Here is a 19,915-nt window from a genome sequence, read left to right on the forward strand (position 1 = left end):
TAAATCTTATAGTATATTTACGAAATAGAAGAAAATCCTCATTTTTTTTAGAGGATATGTATAACTAAACTTATTACCTACGTACCATAGAAATGCAATTCAAACATCCTGATTTTCTATATGCACTTTTAGCACTTATCATTCCGATACTCGTTCATTTATTTCAATTAAGAAAATTCAAAAAAGTTGCTTTTTCTAATGTACAGTTCTTACAATCAGTAACACTCCAGACCCGAAAGAGTTCTAAAATAAAAAAGTGGCTAACTCTCTTGACCCGTTTGTTGCTTTTGGCATGTGTTATTATTGCTTTTGCTCAGCCATACTTTTCTGCAAAAGAAAATAGCAGTAAGCAAACTGAAACTGCAATCTATCTCGACAATTCATTTAGTATGCAGGCTAAAGGACAAAAAGGACCTCTGTTGCAACGAGCCATTCAGGAATTATTAGCAGCAATAGACGATGATGAACAAATTTCTATTATTACCAATAATGAAAGTTATAGAAAAGTCTCCAAAAAAGATATTCAGAATGATTTACTCCAATTAGATTATAGTGCTAATCAATTACCGTATAGTGCAGCCTATCTAAAAGCGAAACAATTACTCAGTACAGATTCCAAAACGAACAAACGGGTAATCATGATTTCAGATTTCCAGCAAAAAGAAGAATCCTTGTCAATCCCTACCACTACAGATACTCAAACAAACCTCGTACAACTACAACCAGTAACGCATCAAAATCTTTCTATCGATAGTCTATATGTAAATTACGATACGAATAATGAGTTGCAACTTCATGTAGAGCTTAGTAGTTCTGATAATGCAGTGGATAATGTTCCTGTGGCGGTATACAATGAAGAGCAGTTATTGGCTAAAACAACCGTTTCTATCCCCGAAAAAGCAAAAAACACCGTTACCTTTAGGTTAGAAGAAAACACAAAAATAAATGGGCGTGTTCTAATTGAAGACCCAACGATCTCCTTTGATAATTTTAGATATTTCAATATCAATACCCCTGAAAAGATTAAGGTTATAGCAATTAATGAGAGTGATGATAAGTTTTTAAAAAGTATATATACTCCTGATGAGTTTACCTTAATCAGTAGCCTTTTACAGGATGTTAACTACAATAATTTACAAGATGCCAATTTAATTATACTGAACGAAGTAAAACAAATCCCGGTATCGCTTATTGATGTACTTCAATCGTTCTATAAGCAAGGAGGAACACTTTGTTTTATTCCTGCTACTGACGGTAATATTCCTTCGTATCAGCAATTAACCAGTCAACTTGGGGTTACAGGACTAACAGCAAAAAAAACACAGGAAAAGCAAATCACAACTATTGCTTTTTCTCATCCATTATACAATGGGGTTTTTGATAATACGGTTCGTAATTTTCAATACCCAAAAGTAAACAGTCTCTATACAACAAATGCATCCAACACGATCCTCGCTTATGAAGATAAAAGCCCGTTTCTCTATACATCAGGAAATTTTTATGCCTTTACTGCTGCTATAAACACTGAAAATTCTAATTTCAAAAATTCTCCTCTAATCGTTCCTACTTTATATAACATAGGAAAACAAAGTTTACAATTATCTGATATATCATATACTATAGGGCAAAATAATTCTTATGATGTCGCTATAAAACTAGGACAAGATGGGATCCTCTCATTGGTGAATGAAGAAGAAAATATCATTCCCCAGCAACATAGTTTTTCTACGAAAGTTAGAATTACAACAAATGAAATTCCGACAAAAGCAGGAATTTATTCCCTACAAAACAAAGAAAATATCATACAGCATATCAGTTATAATTATGACACCTCAGAAAGTGATTTACAATACTATAGACTAACTACTAACGATCAGTATGAGGTTTCTGATGCAGTATCCAGCCTTTTTAATCAAATAAAAGAAGACTCCAGAGTCAACGAACTTTGGAAATGGTTTATTATTTTTGCGCTGTTATTCCTCATTATTGAAATACTATTATTAAAATATCTGAAATGAACTTTTTATTAAAGGCAGCTACCATAATCGATCCACAATCAAGTTTTCATAATAAAACTGTAGATATTCTTATCAAAGACGGAATCATTAGGTCTATCGGTTCTTTAATTGAAAAAACAGAAGACACCACAGAAATCAATTTAAAAAATCTTCATATATCACAAGGATGGTTTGATAGTAGTATTAGCTTTGGAGAGCCCGGGTATGAAGAAAGAGAAACTATTTCTCAAGGGCTGGATGTTGCAGGAAAAAGTGGTTTTACTACTATTGCTCTTAATCCGGATACGAATCCTATTATCGATAACAGTACAGCAATAGGATTTGTAAAAAACAAAGCATTGGGACACCCGGTAACCGTACACCCGATTGGAGCACTAACTATCGGATCTAAGGGAATAGATCTGGCAGAATTGTACGATATGAAAAAAGGGGGAGCAATTGCTTTTGGTGATTTTAAAAAATCAACTCCCAATCCTAATCTGATGAAACTTGCCCTGCAATATGCACAAAACTTTGACGGGTTGGTGTTATCTTATCCACAAGACAATGATATTGCAGGAAAAGGTATGGTAAATGAAGAAGAACAAGCTACGTTATTAGGATTAAAAGGAATTCCTGCCCTCGCTGAAGAATTACAAGTATCCAGAGATCTATTTCTATTACAATATACAGGAGGTAAATTACATATTCCAACAATTTCTACCGCTAAATCCGTAGCCCTGATAAGAGATGCTAAAGAAAAAGGATTACATGTAAGCTGTAGTGTAGCGATCCACAATACAGTGTTAACAGATGAGGAGCTAAAAGAATTCGATACTTCTTTTAAGCTACACCCTCCTTTAAGAACGCAAACAGATCTGGATGCCATTTTAGAAGGAATTAATGATGGAACCATTGATATGCTTACCTCTGATCATATCCCTATGGATATTGAACATAAAAAAGTAGAATTCGACAATGCTAAATATGGAAGTATTGGGCTAGAGAGTGCTTTCGGAGTACTCAATAATTATTTGGGAACCTCAAAAACAATAGACGTACTAACGCAGGGAAAGAAAATATTCGGAATTCCCAACACTCCTATCGAAGAGGGCGCTATTGCTGATATATCATTATTTAATCCAGAAGGAACTCAAACATTCTCTGAAGAAGCAATTTTATCCAGTTCTAAAAATAGTGCCTTTATAAATAAGGACACTAAAGGGCATGTATATGGGATTATTGCGAATGGAATACTTTTAGAAAAATAAATCATAAAATCAATACAACGTATGCAATCAGATTATGCCAAACAAGGAAAAACAGCAGCTATCGTTGCCTACCTGTCTGTCATCGGAACCATTATTGCTTTTTTCATGAATCATGATGATAAAAATGAATTTGCCAGTTTTCATATCAGACAAGGATTTGGGTTATGGGTTACATTTTATATTGTCGGGGCGATTGCTAATATTTTTAATAACTGGATTATCGATACGCCACTGTATATTGGAGTTATTATTCTTATCATTTACGGTTTAGTTACCGCAATAAAGGAAGAACAAAAAGAAGTCCCAATTCTGGGAAAATATTTTCAGGAGTGGTTTACTTTTATCCGATAAAATCTCAGTATTTTGATCTTGTTATTCAAAATACTTTCCAAATGTTTTTTAGTAATATTTCTTACTATACTAACGCAGCTAGGAGGAATATTATATCTGATTACGGAACTTGTTATTACTAGAAAAACTCCTTTCTATCGGCTAAAAAAAATACTCGTATTTGTTCTGGTTTACAGCTTGACTACTTTTTTTATTATTCCTAATACAGCTCCTCTATTGGGTCGAATAAAAATAAAAGACACCCCTTCTATAACTGCACATACATTGCTAACTAAAATATGTAATAGAGATTATGTCACTCCAGATACATATAAAGTATTAACTACAGTAGCAAAACAGTTATCACATAAGTATCCTTCTATCAAGTTGGTATACCTGGATGCCAATTTTCCTTTTATAGATGGATACCCCTTGTTTCCACATCTAAGTCATAATGATGGAAAAAAAATTGATCTTTCTTTTATATATAAAACAACTAATGAAAAACTAACAAATAAAAAACCCGGGATTACCGGTTATGGGGTTTTTATTCCTCCTCCTAATAACAACAATCAAACTGAGTATTGCAAAAAAAAAGGATACTGGCAATACGACATTACTCGTTTTTTTAGTTTAGGAAACTGGAATAGAAAATTAATACTGTCAGAGAAAGCTACAAAAGATTTACTTTTGTTACTTTCTAATCAGCCAATGGTTCGAAAAATTTTTATAGAACCTCATCTAAAACAACGTTTAAGAATCAGTAACACTAAAATACGATTTCATGGCTGTCAAGCAGTAAGACATGACGACCATATACATATACAATTATAAAATAAAGTACACATGCAAACTACAAAAGCATTATCCCTTCATCATATTATAAAAACCCCTACAGTACAAAAAGAAAAAACTCCGGTATTATTTATGTTTCATGGATACGGAAGTGATGAAAATGATCTTTTTTCCTTTGCTTCAGAATTACCGGATGAACTCTGTATTATCTCTGTTCGTGCTCCGTATCCGATGCAACCAAGCGGAAACGCCTGGTATGCTATCTATTTCGATGCTGATAACGGAAAATTCAGTGATGATGAACAAGCAATCGAATCCAGAGATAAAATAGCAACATTCATTGACGAAGCAATAGAAGCCTACCATTTGGATGCTTCTAATGTATCCATTCTCGGGTTTAGCCAAGGGACTATTCTAAGCTATGCCGTAGCCTTATCATATCCCGAAAAAATTAAAAATGTTATCGCATTAAGCGGTTATCTGAATGAAGCTATTCTTCATGAAAACTATTCTAAGAATGATTTTTCTAAACTCAATATCTATTGCTCTCACGGAAGTGTAGATCCTGTTATCCCAATAGACTGGGCCAGAAAGGCACCAGCATTCTTCGATACACTTGGAGTCAAAACAACATTACAAGAGTTTCCTGTAGGTCATGGGGTTCATCCTCAAAACTTTTATCAATTCAAAGAGTGGTTGCAAAATCGCATCTAATTACATACACTTTACATGCTGACTATACTGTCAGCATGTAATTCTCCCCCCTATACCTTCCTATTCCTTATTCCTTGACAGGCTATAGCAACAAAACAGTCCCATTAATACGATAAAACACTTCGTATAAGACTCTTTCTTCCTTCTTAGTTTACAAGAATATTTTGAAAAAAATATACTTGAACGAATTAGATAGTTTTAACGTCTTTTTTATTCCCCTTATCGTCATTTTATTATTTAAGTGCCTTCTATTTTTGTATAACATTATTTAGATTAAATAAAAACAGTAAAATAACAAACGTAATACCTCATTTAATAGAAAAACTAAATTATTAATAAGGTGTTTAAGAAATATTAAAAGCGAAAATACGGCTCTTAAACATACATGATACAACGAACTCAATTACCAAATAAAAGTAATGAAAGTACAGTGTACTCCATATTTATAGAAAATTTCGGCCATGTATCTTTAAAGCATTTTGATATCAAAAGGGATGCTTCGATTTTACATACATGGGTGAATGAACCATATGCTTTTTTTTGGGGAATGCAAGGTTCTTCTTTAGAAGAAGTAAAAAAGGAATACATCGAGCTGCTCAAACCTGATCACTATGATATTTTTACAGGATATCACAATGATCAACCAGCTTTCTTTTTAGAGCGTTATACTCCATCAAAAGACATCATCAGTAATTATTATGATGCAAAAAACAGCGATTGTGGAGTTCATATTATAGTTGCTCCTCCGGTACAAAATAAAATCCCAGGGTTTACACTTCATTTATTTCAAACCATTATGGATTTTGTATTTACCAACACTACTATAGACCGAATTCTTGTAGAACCGGATATACGCAATAAAAAAATGTTTACGCTTTGCGAGCGCATTGGTTTTGTAACCGATAAAACGGTAGAATTACCTCATAAAACTGCTCAACTAGCATTCTTAGATAAAAACAGATATCAACAACAGAAAACACACAAATTATCCATACATAAACAATGATAAATACAATTTAAAATCAACTAGAAATTGATATTATTCCATTTCTACAATCTCTAAAACAAAATTAAAACCTAATGCTCTTACAAACCTCCCCCTACTACAATTCAAGAAAAATATAAAACCTCTTGATTAATAAATTTCAGATTAATCAGCATACGATCCTATTTGGCGTATTGTGTCGTATGATACATCAATCATATCTATTAATCAAAAAAAATTATGAACCAAGCAATACAATCATTTTTCGGGGAATCCAGAAGTCTGTTTTTTATAGTTTCAATTAGCTTAATAGTTCTTGAATGGATCATTCTTTTATTCTCAAAAGATATAAAAAGTAATAAAGAAGGTTTTGTGAATATCCTATCTTATTTACTAGAGATAATTCCCTACACCCTTTTGGGGAAAATTGTTATTCTGGGTGGAATGATGTGGATGTACCAATATCGCCTGTTTACATTAGGAACAGAATGGTATATCTGGGGTTTAGCATATCTATTATATGATTTTATGTTCTATAGTATTCATGTACTAGGGCATAAAGTACGATTCTTCTGGTGCATTCATGGGGTACATCATACTGTAGAAGAAATGAAATTAACTGCTGCCATCAGAGGATCTTTTATTGGTTTTATTCAAGGACCACTTACAATTATTTTTATTCCACTCCTGGGTTTTGATCCCTTTATGGTTTTTATTGTAGAATCAATCGCTCGAATTTATGGACTATATGAACATATTCACGAAAAGTTCGTAGGGAAACAACCTTGGTTGGAAAAAATATTTATTACCCCCTCTGTACACAGAGTACATCATGCAAAAAATCACAAGTATTTAGACACCAATTACGGAGAAACTTTTTCTTTCTGGGATCGCATATTTGGAACTTTTCAAACACAACTTGAAGACGAAGTTCCTGAATATGGGATTGTTCATGATAAAATAAACAGTGAGAACTTATGGGATGTACAGTTTATTTTATGGAAAGACCTCTGGAAAGATATCAAAAGTGCTCCCCGGTTTATTGATAAACTAAAATATATTGTTATGTATCCAGGCTGGAATCATATTGATGGTGGAAAAAAAGCTAGTAAATATAGAAATGACGCCTGGGAATCAGACGTAAAACAAAAAGAAGCTACTCAAATACTTCTCTCTGATACTACACCTAAAACGCTAGAAAATAACACTAACTAAAACTTCAAAAAAACAACTCAAAAATGAATCCACAAAAAAAGAAGAATCGAATACTAGCCATAGACTTTGTACGAGGGTTTAGTGTGCTTGCCATTATACCGGTTCATTGCATGCTAATCTATGGAAGTTCTGAAGCCTGGGGCTCTTTTATAGGTCAAATTATTAGAGTTATGGAAAAAGGGACTCCTATATTCCTGGTCGTAATGGGAATTTCATTTGCCTTTTCTTCCAGAAATTCTTTTTCTACCGCTATCAAGAGAGGTCTTAGTATCTTGGCGCTCGCCTATTCATTAAATATCATACGATTTGTTATTCCTCTTTCTATAGGTATCATCCCGGACTCTTTCGTGCTTAGAAACAGATTAACTCTGGGAGACCCCTATAACTATGTATACTTTTTCCTCTTAGGGGATATTCTGCAATTAGCGGGACTTTCTCTCTTACTAATGGCTGTTATCAATAAAATTTCAAAAAACAAATATGTAATATTATTTTTTGTCTTACTTATCGTATCTGTCTCCAAAGAACTAAGTGGTTACAGAGTCGGACATCCCGTATTAGACTACCTCTGTGATTTATTTTGGGGAAACAAATTCAATATATATTTCCCTGTATTTCCATGGGTATCCTTCATCCTTATAGGCTTATTTTTTGGAAAATGGTATAAAGAACTCAATCAGGACGCTGTAAAAATGTACACCTGGATGTGGCGTATAGGACTTTTATTTGTCACCGCAGGAATTGGTTTATGCTCGTATAATTACGAATACCATTTTGGAGACTACTACCATCTGGGGCCAGGAGGATTTGTATTACTCATAGGGATTAATTTATTGGTGGTTTGGACAGGACATATTATTGTCAAATTTTGTAAACACAATAAGTTCTTCGAGTTACTATATTTTGCCAGTAGAAATGTCACCGTATTTTATATTATCCAGTGGATTCTTATCTATTGGGGAATTGCTCTTTTTGGGGTTTCTATTAAAAACGAATATACTATTCTGATGATAATCGTTTTAGTCACTCTTACTACTTTTTCAATTTTATACTTAAAAAAAATCGGAATGAAATATCTAAAAAATCAAAAAAAGCATCGGATGCAAAATTCTCTAAGTTAGTAAAAGAAGTACTACTACTACAACTATTACTTATATAACTACTACTTCTTTCTACTACTACATATGAAATATTCAGTACTAATAATTAAACTCATATGTTTTTCATATATCTCATTTTGCACGGGACAAGAAAAACATAACGTTCTAAACAATAAATACTTAGATAAAGACGTAAAAGCTTTCCTGGAAACTATAAATTCATATACAGGACCTCCTATTGAGACTTTTCCCGTATCCAAAGCCCGGCAAAGTTATATCAACTTACAGGCTGGTGAAACTGAACACTCGAATTGTTCTATGACCCATCATCAAATAACTATGCCTTCTGATCAAAAGGTAGATATTACAATAGTAACCCCCAAAACTACTATTAAACCTCTTCCCGTTCTCCTCTATTTTCATGGAGGAGGATGGATTCTTGGTGGATTAGAAACACACGAAAGGTTTATAAAAACAATCTCAGAAAAAGCAAATACTGCGGTTGTATTTGTTCATTATTCACTAGCTCCCGAAGCGATATACCCTACAGCATTAGAAGAGGGCTATGCCGCACTGGAATGGATAAAAGAACATGGGGATTCCTTTGGGCTAGACTCCCAAAGAATCGCAATCGGAGGCGATAGTGCCGGGGGAAATATGGCTACTGTTATATCCTTGTTGTCTAAAGAGAGAAAAGGACCAAAAATTGATTTTCAATTATTGTTCTATCCTGTCACTGATACCCGAATGAACACTGTATCCTATAAGAGGTTTGCAGAAAAGCATTATCTGACAAAATCAGCAATGGAATGGTTTTTATCCTCCTATGCTCCTGATAAAAAACTACGAAAAAAACATACCGTTGCTCCCCTGAGAACGAAAAGAAGGAAACTATCTCAATTACCTCCTGCACTAATTATCACAGCAGAATACGATGTATTAAGAGATGAAGGAGAAGCCTACGCTAATAAATTAAGAAAAGCAGGAGTTCCTGTAATTTCCACCCGATATCGTGGCACGATACATGATTTTGTAATTCTAAACCGATTAGCAAATACAGCACCTTCTAAAAAAGCAATAGAGCAAGCTACAGCTGCTTTACTATTTTTTTATAATAAGAAAAAACCCCTCTCCCAACAACCATTTTGTTCTGTACATAAAGGCAGTAATGACTAAAAAAGCATCAAAATGGTAATCAAAAAAAGATACTAATATGAAAACATTCAATTGTGTAACCATAGATTACTACAGAGACCATGAACTTCTACTCTGGAAGATTAAAAATACAGGAATGCCCAATTTTTGCTATCACGGATTAAAAGAGTTTAAAGATTGCATCCAATGGATACAATCTTATTTCTCACATCCTGACCGCCCTGTAAAATTCGTTGTATCTGCCTCAGAACACGAAGGAATCTATAACATGGGCGGAGACCTTCCTTATTTTTTAAAGCATATCAAAACAAAGGATAAAGAGGCATTAACACGATATGCACACTTATGTGTAGATGCCATTTATGCAATCTATACTGCCTTTGGCTTGCCTGCTATCTCCATAGCTTTAGTAGAGGGAAATGCTTATGGAGGCGGGTTTGAGTGTGCCCTTGCTCATGATTTTATTTTGGCAGAAGAACATGCCAAATTCTGCTTTCCTGAACAAAAATTTAATCTCTTCCCAGGAATGGGAGCCTATAGCTTTCTTCCCAGAAAAGCAAACTTTCTGGATGCACAAACCATCCTGAAAAATGGAGAATTATACAGTGCAAAAGAATTATATAAAAAGGGACTCATTCATCAAGTAGAGCAAAAAGGACAAACAATGATGGCATTGTACGATTTTATAAATAAAACTAAATCTGCCTTTAATTTTGAATATCACCATATCCAATGTCTAAAGAAAATGAACCCTGTTTCTAAAGAAGAGCTCATAGAAATTACCGATTTATGGGTAGACGCTTGTTTAAAAATCGGAGCATTTGATCTTAGAAAAATAGAAGCTTTTGGCAATGCACAATCCAGAAAAGCTGGAGTTTCTCTGAATGCAACTACCTAGTTTGGTAATTCCAATATTCTGGCAACTTAAAAAACATTTTCTTCATTTTTTAAAAGTAGAAATTCATAACCATATCGTAATCTTTTATTTATAAAAAGCAAACAAGAAAAAGCGGTTCTCATAATATCTTTATGTCATAAACTTAAAGCTTATCACACATGAACCGCTCTTATTACCCTAAGTCTAAAATAATGTTAGTAGTATGGTGTTTAACCTTGTTATATCTGCCAGGCGCTATCAACGCACAAGAACGTACAGTTACTCAAAAAGGGGTTTCCTTACTGATAGAGAAGACATCTCCCACATCCTCTTTGTACAAAAAAATATATCCAAAAGGAACCGGTAAATCTTTCTACAACTTTGGTGACATTCTTGTAGCAAGAGCCGTATTACCTGCTGCTAGTTTTTCTAATGGGCCGACCTCAGGAAATTACATTGGTACTGCTCCTATCAATGATCAAATAATTCCTTTCCCTAACAAACAACCTATTCAGGGGTTTTCTGCCGTATTAAACAATCATGACGGAACTTTTTTGGCTATGTCTGATAACGGTTTCGGAACCATTGAAAATTCTGCAGATTACCATCTGAGGATCTATACAATTCGTCCTAATTTTAAATCCATCTTTGGACTTGGAAAAGGAACCATCGAAATAATAAATCACATCGAATTAAAAGATCCTAATCGTTTAATTCCTTTCGCGATTACAAATGAGTTTTCTTCCGATAGGATATTAACTGGAGCTGATTTTGATATCGAATCAATCCAACAAACTCCTAATGGAGATCTGTGGATTGGAGATGAATTTGGTCCTTTTTTACTTCATTTTGATCGTAACGGTATTTTACTAGAAGCTCCTTATACGCTTCCCGATTATGACATTCCTGGAAAAGAGCTTCGTTCTCCCCAAAATCCATTTAGTGAAGAATCCAGTGCTATCCGTATCATGAATGCTATGAGAGCACATGCATTTCAGAATGGGGCTAAAGCTCCGGTTATGTCACCATGGTATGTAATGCTTGATGACGAAAATAAAGCGACATATGTTTCTTCGAGAAAAACACCTCCTTCGGGGTTATCCCCTGCTTCTAGCGAGCTTTTTAATGTAGAATCACTGCAAAAATCAGGACATCCCATCGTAGTATATACGGTTAATGATAGCATACATATCAATCAATTGTTAGATACTGGTATTAATGGCATTATCAGTGATCGTCCTGACTTATTACTGACTGCAATTCAAAACTTTGACAAAAATAAAGATGGAACTCCTGACTACATTGATAAGGATGGATTAATTGACATCAATAAATTTGATGCGCAGGGGCATCGAGGCGCCAGAAATCTACGTCCAGAGAACACACTCCCTTCTATGGAAGCTGCCTTGGATTTTTTAATGCCTACACTGGAAACTGATTGTGGTATAACTAAAGATGGAATCCCTGTTCTTGATCACGATCCACATATAGAAGCTGCCAAAACCAGAAAAGTAGACGGGGCTTCTTACGAATATAAAGACGAGGTACTGGTTAAGGACATGACATTAGCCAGTATACAAACTACTTTTATAGCAGATAAACTTTTATCCGGCAGACCTCATCAAACCAATGAACTCTCTCTATCTCCTGTATCCGTAGCATATGCAAACCAACAAAATTTTATACATCCATACATCATTCCTTCACTGCAGCAAGTATTCGATTTTGTAACATACTATGTAGCTTACTATAAAGACGGTGCAGGAAAAACACATCCGGAGGCTCAAAAAAGATGGAAAAATGCTGCTAAGGTTCGTTTTAATATAGAAACCAAAATAAATCCAAGAACAGATCGCGATGAAAGAGGTGATGTCTTTTCATTAAGAACAGTAGATTTTGCCTCTTTTACAAAAGCTATTGCAGAAGTTATCCAGGCGAATAAGATGGAAGAACGTGCTGATATTCAAAGTTTTGATTTTCGTACATTATTATACACACATAAACACTATCCAGCCATAAGAACAGTCTGTCTGTTAGGAGATTTCCCTAAAGTAGAAAATGCTGGTGATGGAACCAACCTACAAGATCAAAATGGTGAAAATACTCCTTGGTTAGCAGGAATGTATTGGCCTTATAGAAGTACAAAGTTAACTACTCCCTTTAAAGTGAAAAAAAGTGGCGGTTTTGAAGGAATGGCATTATCCAAAGACAAAAGAAAATTATTGCCCTTATTAGAAAAGCCATTAGAAGGAGAAGAGGAAAATCACCTTCTTATCCATGAGTTTGATATTAATTCAGCTTCGTATACGGGAAAAAAATACATTTACCCACTACACCAGAAAGCTACTGCAATTGGAGAGTTTATTATGTTCTCTAAAAAACGAGGAGTTATTATAGAACGTGATGGCACTCAGGGAGATTTAAAAGGGTTTAAAGCAATTTATGAAATACAATTAAATCCAAAGCAGGAAAAAATAAAAAAGAAAAAAACAATCAATCTTCTTAAGATCAAAGATATCAGAAGAATTTCCGAACCAGGATCAGAAGGAGACATTGGTATCGGTCGTGCCTTTGCTTTTCCTTTTGTTACTATCGAGAGTGTAATTGTTTTTAACCCATTTTTAATCGGTGTGGTCAATGACAACAACTATCCTTTTAGCGTAGGTAGACATGCAGGGACAAAACTACCAGACGATAATGAATTTATCTTAGTCTGGCTAGATACTCCATTAGGTATGTCCTGGAAAAAGAAGAATGCCTCTCGGGTAAACGATCACCTAAAAGTATTCCCCACTACTTTTGATAGAGAAGTAACATTTTCTATCCCAGAGAACACATTAACACAAGATCATACGACAATTACTATCAATATTTACGATTTATACGGAAAACAAATTAGATCATATACTCAAAAAAATGACTTATCCCTTCCTTTTTCATATAGCTGGAATGGTATAAGTGATAATGGTCTGCAGGTAGCAAGCGGAGTATACATTGCAGTAATTGAAATCAATGGAGAATTTATCAAAAGAAAAATAATCAAAAAATAACAATAATAATTGTGTTAATTGATGATCAGAAAAGACCCTGTCTTAACATTGATACACTTCAATTTCATGACAGGGTCTTATTGATATCATTTTTATGTTTTTACAAAATGCTCTATAAAACAAGTATTTTTTCATTATCATCTAAAACAATACTATGACTGAAAAGTGCAAAACTCAATCGATATTTTGGACTTATCCTATAATACCACCTCCTCTTAGCCAGTGCATAGTAATTTTATAGGGCATTTTTATGTATTAGCATTTCATAATAAAGTTTGAAAATGAGACAAATAAGATGTTTCATCTAGTTAAGCATAACAATACGATGGTTAATAAGAGAAATATAACGGAATGACATCTATTGAAGTCGTGTCCGATTGTAATAGATTTCTAATATACAATCTTAATTAAATCAGTTTCTAGGGTATAAAAAAGACTTTTCTACCTCAAAATCCACTGTTTGATCTTTATTTACTTCATAAGAAATGAACAATTCTCCCCAATATACTCCATCGGTAAAATCTGCAATAATCCATTTGTGATTCAATAAACGTACTTTATTAATTTTCATATTTCCTTCCATTCCTGCAAATGGAATTATCGGATTATCATCGTCTACTTTATTCTGTCCTATAATCTGATCAGATATTGTTGAGGCCAGCTCTGAAGCATTGTATCCATTTTCTTCAAAATAAGAAACCGCTTCTTCACTACTCTCCAAAGAAAAATATGTCAAATCCATCGTTACATCTACTAACGAATCAATGGCAGCTTCTTTTTCTTTAACCTTAGTTGTTAACCGATCAATTTTTTTATCATACGCTTCTTTTGCTTTTTTAGCATTCATAAACATAAAAAGGATGAACAATAAGGAAAATACAAACAGATACAGAAATATCTTACTTCTCATTTTTAAATAGTAATTTTTAGGTTGTCATATGCAATAAAAACATGCTCTGGCAATGTTTTTTCTACTGCTGCATGAAATCCAAGATTAGGGCTTATATGCGTTAAATACGCTTTTTCAGGAGCAACTTCTTCAATAAATTGCAAAGCTTCTTCTAAATTAAAGTGTGAATGATGCGCTTCTATTCTCAATGCATTTACCACCAACACTTTTAATCCTTTTAATTTTTTTACTTCTTCTGCGGCTACAGTCTTTACATCTGTGAGATAAGCAAACTCCCCAAATCGAAATCCAAATACCTGTAACCTGTTGTGTGATGCATTAATCGGAATCACATCCAGGTTTCCCAGCGCAAATGGTTGGTTAGTTAGTACATTTTCTATGACGCTGGGAGCTCCCGGATATTTATTTTCTGAAGAAAAAATATAATCAAATCTAATTCGTAATGCTTCCATCACACGTTTATGTGCATAGATCGGAATATCTCCTTGTCTGAAAAAGAACGGACGAATATCATCCAATCCCATGGTATGATCTGCATGTTCATGTGTAAACAATACCCCATCTATTCGTCTAACGTCATTAGACAACATCTGCTGTCTAAAATCCGGTCCACAATCTACCACATAGGTATAATCATCCCAGGATACCAATACAGAGACCCTTAATCTCTTATCTCTGGGATCTTCACTTTTACACACAGGATGATCACTCCCTATAATCGGAATCCCCTGAGATGTTCCCGTACCAAGAAATATTACTTCCATTCTTTATTGAAATCAATAGACTCGGAGCAAGCTCGCGAGGGATGCTTCCGAACAAAGATCCTGAGGTAGTCTCAGGAAATTCCTTCCAGAAGAAGGATTAAAAACAAATGTACTTATATTTTTTTTACCAAAAAGTACGCACTTCTTTATTTTATTCTTCTCTTAGAAGAATCTTTCCTCTTTTCTGCAAAAAACAGCCTCTTATACTTCTAATATATAATTACATCTTATACCGCTATGAGGATAAGCAATTACACTTTATAATAAAAGCACTAAAAAAAATGTAATTATGTATATGACTAACAGTAAAAGTTTTAAAACTAAAAATCGTTACCAGCGTTCCCCTTTTCTCTGTGTAACGAGCTAATAAATAATTAAACACTACTTATGATAAAACGAGCCAATATCCGGGTACACAATTTAGATTGCCCTCAATGTGCGGAAGGACTAAAAAAAGAATTATCGAGTATAAAAAATATTTCTTTTATAGAAATACGACATACACAAGCTACAATTGCTTTTAATTTTACAAAAGCGAACGATATTTCTACAGTAGAAAATCAACTTACATATCTGGGATACCCTCCTTTTGGTGATAAAATAAGTTCGAAAAAGCAATTTGAATGCTATTGCGACAATGCTTAAACCACCCATACAAAGTGTTGATTCCCTTCATTTACCCAACTAGTAAGCATAGGCTTATCGATGCCAATACACATTTTTATTATTTTGAATTAATAAAAAATACAGAATTTCCTTAGGCTCCTTTTTTATTTTTATACAGGTATTAGTACCTTTACATAAACAAAAAAAGCCCATTCAGCTATGCCTATCACGATTATGGGAGACAAAGAATTCGAATCTGTCCCCTCTATTAAAAGTAAAGCGCTACGAATTAACCTTAATGAAAATATCTATGGTACTTTTGCAGAAATAGGTGCGGGCCAAGAAACTGTTCGAAATTTTTTTAGAGCAGGAGGAGCATCTGGTACGATTGCAAAAGCGATGAGTGCATATGACAAGGATTTTAGTGATGCTATCTATGGAATCGAAGATGATAAAAGATACGTCACAGAAGCGCGATTGAAAAAAATGCTTGCTCATGAAGTAAACTTAATTGAAGAGCGAATATCACGAGACAAACATCCTAACAAATTATTTTTTAGTTATGCTAATACCGTAGCAACTATTGATTTTGCTAAAAAATACAAAGGACACGGGTGGGTTGGTATTCGATACCAAACTACACCTAATGAAGCATATAACGAGATTGTTTTACACATCCGTTTTCATGAGAATGATGCCCGGTTACAGCAAATAACTTTGGGAGTATTAGGAGTGAATCTTATTTATGGTGCATACTATAAATACGATAATCCGAAAAAGCTTCTTCGTTACTTGTACGATAATCTTGATAAAGATCAAATAGAAATCGATACTATTAATTTTTCTGGTCCAAGATTCTCTAAGGTAGATAATAGACTTATGAGTCTTCAGTTAGTGAAAAACGGAATGACGGAAGCTGTCATGTTTGGTCCTGACGGAAATAATATCCTTCCTGCCAGAATCCTGTACAAGAAAAACATTTTAGCCCTTAGAGGTAGTTTCAGACCTGTTACCAAGGTAAATATGGATATCTATGAGAAATCGTTAAATATGTTTCTCAAAGAAAATAAGGTAAACAAAAACAAAACTGAAGTTATTTTTGAAATTACTTTATCTAACCTTAGAGCAGAGGGAGAAATCGATGAAAAGGATTTCATGGACAGAGCACAATTGCTTTGTTCTCTGGGACAAACTGTAATGATTTCTAATTTCCAGGAATATTATCGAATGGTTGAATACTTCTCTAACTATACCAAAGAGCGTATGGCCTTAGCTATGGGAGTGAATAACCTTATCGAAATTTTTGACGAGAAATATTATCGCCATCTGAGTGGTGGAATCCTAGAAGCTTTTGGTAAACTATTTTTCAAAGATCTCAAAGTATATTTATATCCGCTAAAAGATCATAAAACCGGAAATATCACCACTAGTGATAACCTAAAAGTTCACCCTCGTATGAAAGAGCTGTACAAGTTCTTTAAATACAACGGAAAATTACAAGACATTGTAGACTACGATCAAAGTATCATGGATGTATTCTCCAGAGAGGTGCTACAATGGATACAGGAAGGGAAAGATGGATGGGAAAACAAGTTACCAGAAGGAGTTTCTCAAATAATAAAGGACAATCATCTATTTGGTTATAAAGAGAAAGAAACAGTATAATACTTTATTCTTTATTATATATAAATTAAGAGCGGTTAGTATTTTTCTAACCGCTCTTATTATTTTTATTGTGTAATTCAATGCTGTTCTCTACAGTATCTGAGCAGCGTGTTCTTTAGTTTTTACCTTGGAGATTACATCTGTTATTACGCCTGATTCGTCAATAACAAAAGTAGTTCTGTGAATTCCATCGTATTCTCGTCCCATAAATTTCTTAGGTCCCCATACACCAAAAGCTTCTATTACTTTTTTATCTTCATCTGCTAATAAAGGATAAGGCAGTTCATTCTTGGTTTTAAAATTTAATTGACGTCTGGCACTATCTGCACTTACTCCCAGAATCTCATATCCTTGTGCTAAAAATGTCTGGTAATGATCCCTTAAATTACAAGCCTCTGCAGTACATCCCGGAGTACTTGCCTTAGGGTAAAAGAAAACTACTAGTTTTTTTCCTTTATAATCTCCCAATGTTATCGTATTTCCTTCCTGATCTAATGCAGAAAATTCAGGAGCTTTATCTCCTATTTTTAATGTTGTCATAAATCTGTTATAAAATTAATAAGACCGGTTCTTATTTCTGAAATTAAAAAAAATAGTACCTGGCAATTTTTGCTATAAAAGTATAACAAATATTTAAGGTCTCTCAGATTGGAATTATAATATTTTTCAATCTGCTTATTATCTTTTCATATTATAAAAACCTTGCTTTTTTTATAAAATAACTCCATTTTTGATATCACATATTCAAAATATGAAGCCCTCTGACAGCAGATATGCGTCTTTGATTTTATATTTTAGCAAAAAAATACACCATGACGAAACAGGAAAAAGTTGATTTTACCATAAAAACACTTCAGGAGCTCTATCCGAGAATTCCTGTTCCTCTTGATCACAAAGATCCATATACATTATTAATCGCTGTACTAATGAGTGCCCAGAGTACGGATGTACGGGTTAATCAAATCACTCCTTTATTATTTGAAAGAGCAGATAATCCTTATGCAATGATTAAACTCTCGGTAGAAGAAATCAGAGATATTATCAGACCTGTAGGATTAAGCCCTATGAAATCCAAAGGGATTTATGAATTATCCCATATCCTGATTAATAAACACAATGGAGAGGTTCCTCAGACTTTTGAAGAACTAGAAGAACTTCCTGCAGTAGGACATAAAACTGCTGGAGTGGTCTTATCCCAAGCATTTGGAATCCCTGCTTTCCCTGTAGACACTCACATTCATAGGTTGATGTATCGCTGGGGTTTTAGCAACGGAAAAAATGTTACACAGACAGAAAAAGATGCCAAACGATTATTCCCTAAAGAACTATGGAATGACCTTCATCTTCAGATTATATGGTATGGAAGAGAATACTCTCCTGCACGTGGATGGGATCTGGAAAAAGATATAATTACTAAAACTATCGGAAGAAAAACCGTTATCAACGAATATCTCAAAAAAAATAAAGCCTCTATTAAATAGAGGCTTTTTGTTTCTTAGTTAAGAAGTGCTTCAAACTTTAACTTCTTATATTCTAAAATTTCTAATGCTTTCGAATAATTAAGAATAAAGTCGATTGTACTTTTTCTTGGGTTTAATTGTTTATCTCTCTGTGAGGATTCAAAGTAAAATTTTGCCATAAATAATGTTATTGTTTTGTTATAATTTAATAACGAGGCAAAAAATACTTTATTACATTCTTAACACTTTTTAACTTTTTAATTAGTTAATACGATATTATTTTTATCTATCACTTTTCTTAAATTAATCAAAGCATATCTCATTCTTCCTAATGCCGTATTGATACTTACTCCTGTTTTATCAGAAATTTCTTTAAAACTCATATCTTTATACATACGCATTACCAGTACTTCTTTCTGGTCTTCAGGCAATTCTAGGATAAGATTTCTCAAATCTTCCTCTACCTGATCTTTAATCAATCTTCGCTCTGCATTTAAATTATTATCACTAATCACAGAAAAAATACTGAACTCTCCATTATCTTCGAACTTAGGCATGCGATTTCCTTTTCTAAAATGGTCAATGACCAAATTATGAGCAATACGCATTACCCAAGGAAGAAATTTTCCTTCTTCGTTGTATTTTCCTTTTTTTAATGTTTGAATCACTTTTATAAAAGTGTCTTGAAAAATATCTTCAGAGATATCTCTATCAAAAATTTTCGAATAAATAAAGCTGTAGATTCGTTGTTTGTGACGTTCGATTAAAATAGACAAAGCACTTTCGTCACCTTTGATATAATTATTAACCAAAACAGCATCAGTCAGGGTGTACTCTTTCATACTTTTTACTTTTTACTGCACCAACAAGCTTGGGGTCGGGCCATGTTAAACTTAAAAGTAAAAATGTACTATAGGCTATCTTTTCTTAGTTAATAATATGAGTGTTTCGGTCGCTAATATAATAACTATCCTTTAAAATCAAGTATTTTTTGTTAATTTTTTTATCAAAACTTCATTTA

The 19,915-nt window shown here is 33.7% G+C and carries 19 protein-coding genes; 14 read left to right on the plus strand and 5 right to left on the minus strand.

Going from position 1 to position 19,915, the window contains the following annotated elements; genetic code table 11:
- Nucleotides 1–92: 92 nt before the first annotated feature.
- The 11 genes from ACFSTE_RS20035 to ACFSTE_RS20085 all read left to right on the plus strand — a co-directional run bounded on the left by ACFSTE_RS20035 (nucleotide 93) and on the right by ACFSTE_RS20085 (nucleotide 13,489).
- Nucleotides 93–2,018, plus strand: coding sequence for a vWA domain-containing protein (locus ACFSTE_RS20035; protein ID WP_378255354.1), 1,926 nt, complete (start codon nucleotides 93–95; stop codon nucleotides 2,016–2,018).
- Nucleotides 2,015–3,268, plus strand: coding sequence for a dihydroorotase (locus ACFSTE_RS20040; protein ID WP_176029893.1), 1,254 nt, complete (start codon nucleotides 2,015–2,017; stop codon nucleotides 3,266–3,268). The genes ACFSTE_RS20035 and ACFSTE_RS20040 overlap by 4 nt, the downstream gene beginning before the upstream one ends.
- A gap of 21 nt (nucleotides 3,269–3,289) precedes the next feature.
- Nucleotides 3,290–3,619: a hypothetical protein gene (locus tag ACFSTE_RS20045; protein WP_176029892.1), complete on the plus strand. Its 330-nt coding sequence runs from the start codon at nucleotides 3,290–3,292 to the stop codon at nucleotides 3,617–3,619.
- Nucleotides 3,620–3,835: 216 nt separating this feature from the next.
- A complete protein-coding gene (locus ACFSTE_RS20050) occupies nucleotides 3,836–4,432 on the plus strand; it encodes a hypothetical protein (RefSeq protein WP_378298354.1) in 597 nt (198 codons plus the stop codon).
- 12 nt (nucleotides 4,433–4,444) lie between these two features.
- On the plus strand, nucleotides 4,445–5,107 hold the full coding sequence (locus ACFSTE_RS20055) for an alpha/beta hydrolase (protein WP_378255358.1): 663 nt from the start codon (nucleotides 4,445–4,447) through the stop codon (nucleotides 5,105–5,107).
- A 385-nt stretch (nucleotides 5,108–5,492) separates the two neighbouring features.
- On the plus strand, nucleotides 5,493–6,113 hold the full coding sequence (locus ACFSTE_RS20060) for a GNAT family N-acetyltransferase (protein WP_176029890.1): 621 nt from the start codon (nucleotides 5,493–5,495) through the stop codon (nucleotides 6,111–6,113).
- A 219-nt stretch (nucleotides 6,114–6,332) separates the two neighbouring features.
- Nucleotides 6,333–7,307, plus strand: coding sequence for a sterol desaturase family protein (locus ACFSTE_RS20065; protein WP_378255361.1), 975 nt, complete (start codon nucleotides 6,333–6,335; stop codon nucleotides 7,305–7,307).
- Between the two features lie 23 nt (nucleotides 7,308–7,330).
- Nucleotides 7,331–8,428 (plus strand): heparan-alpha-glucosaminide N-acetyltransferase domain-containing protein, encoded by a 1,098-nt coding sequence (locus ACFSTE_RS20070; RefSeq protein ID WP_378255363.1) that lies wholly within the window; start codon nucleotides 7,331–7,333, stop codon nucleotides 8,426–8,428.
- A 63-nt stretch (nucleotides 8,429–8,491) separates the two neighbouring features.
- Nucleotides 8,492–9,583: an alpha/beta hydrolase gene (locus tag ACFSTE_RS20075; RefSeq protein WP_378255365.1), complete on the plus strand. Its 1,092-nt coding sequence runs from the start codon at nucleotides 8,492–8,494 to the stop codon at nucleotides 9,581–9,583.
- A gap of 37 nt (nucleotides 9,584–9,620) precedes the next feature.
- Nucleotides 9,621–10,460 (plus strand): crotonase/enoyl-CoA hydratase family protein, encoded by an 840-nt coding sequence (locus tag ACFSTE_RS20080; RefSeq protein WP_378255367.1) that lies wholly within the window; start codon nucleotides 9,621–9,623, stop codon nucleotides 10,458–10,460.
- 158 nt (nucleotides 10,461–10,618) lie between these two features.
- Nucleotides 10,619–13,489, plus strand: coding sequence for an esterase-like activity of phytase family protein (locus ACFSTE_RS20085; RefSeq protein WP_378255369.1), 2,871 nt, complete (start codon nucleotides 10,619–10,621; stop codon nucleotides 13,487–13,489).
- Nucleotides 13,490–13,901: 412 nt separating this feature from the next.
- Here ACFSTE_RS20085 and ACFSTE_RS20090 read toward each other — a convergent pair whose 3' ends face one another.
- Nucleotides 13,902–14,399 carry a hypothetical protein gene (locus tag ACFSTE_RS20090; protein ID WP_176029885.1) on the minus strand — a complete coding sequence of 166 codons (498 nt, stop codon included), beginning with the start codon at nucleotides 14,397–14,399 and terminating at the stop codon, nucleotides 13,902–13,904.
- A 2-nt stretch (nucleotides 14,400–14,401) separates the two neighbouring features.
- Complete coding sequence (locus ACFSTE_RS20095) at nucleotides 14,402–15,163, minus strand: MBL fold metallo-hydrolase (RefSeq protein ID WP_176029884.1); 762 nt, start codon at nucleotides 15,161–15,163, stop codon at nucleotides 14,402–14,404.
- Nucleotides 15,164–15,550: 387 nt separating this feature from the next.
- On the opposite strand from ACFSTE_RS20095, the gene ACFSTE_RS20100 reads away from it, so the two are divergent.
- Both ACFSTE_RS20100 and ACFSTE_RS20105 read left to right on the plus strand, forming a co-directional pair.
- Entirely contained in the window at nucleotides 15,551–15,808 is a 258-nt protein-coding gene (locus ACFSTE_RS20100; RefSeq protein ID WP_176029883.1) for a hypothetical protein, read from the plus strand.
- Nucleotides 15,809–15,988: 180 nt separating this feature from the next.
- Entirely contained in the window at nucleotides 15,989–17,434 is a 1,446-nt protein-coding gene (locus ACFSTE_RS20105; protein ID WP_176029882.1) for a TonB-dependent receptor, read from the plus strand.
- A 90-nt stretch (nucleotides 17,435–17,524) separates the two neighbouring features.
- On the opposite strand, the gene bcp is transcribed toward ACFSTE_RS20105, so the two are convergent.
- Nucleotides 17,525–17,974, minus strand: a complete 450-nt coding sequence (bcp, locus tag ACFSTE_RS20110; protein ID WP_176029881.1) for a thioredoxin-dependent thiol peroxidase — start codon at nucleotides 17,972–17,974, stop codon at nucleotides 17,525–17,527.
- A 272-nt stretch (nucleotides 17,975–18,246) separates the two neighbouring features.
- Here bcp and ACFSTE_RS20115 point away from each other — a divergent pair, with 272 nt between their 5' ends.
- A complete protein-coding gene (locus ACFSTE_RS20115) occupies nucleotides 18,247–18,915 on the plus strand; it encodes an endonuclease III domain-containing protein (RefSeq protein WP_176029880.1) in 669 nt (222 codons plus the stop codon).
- A 14-nt stretch (nucleotides 18,916–18,929) separates the two neighbouring features.
- On the opposite strand, the gene ACFSTE_RS20120 is transcribed toward ACFSTE_RS20115, so the two are convergent.
- Nucleotides 18,930–19,073 (minus strand): hypothetical protein, encoded by a 144-nt coding sequence (locus tag ACFSTE_RS20120; protein WP_176029879.1) that lies wholly within the window; start codon nucleotides 19,071–19,073, stop codon nucleotides 18,930–18,932.
- Nucleotides 19,074–19,151: 78 nt separating this feature from the next.
- Nucleotides 19,152–19,736, minus strand: a complete 585-nt coding sequence (locus ACFSTE_RS20125) for an RNA polymerase sigma factor (protein WP_176029878.1) — start codon at nucleotides 19,734–19,736, stop codon at nucleotides 19,152–19,154.
- Nucleotides 19,737–19,915: the final 179 nt, after the last annotated feature.

Origin of the sequence: Aquimarina hainanensis, from assembly GCF_042684685.1 — a bacterium.
Lineage (GTDB): Bacteria > Bacteroidota > Bacteroidia > Flavobacteriales > Flavobacteriaceae > Aquimarina > Aquimarina hainanensis.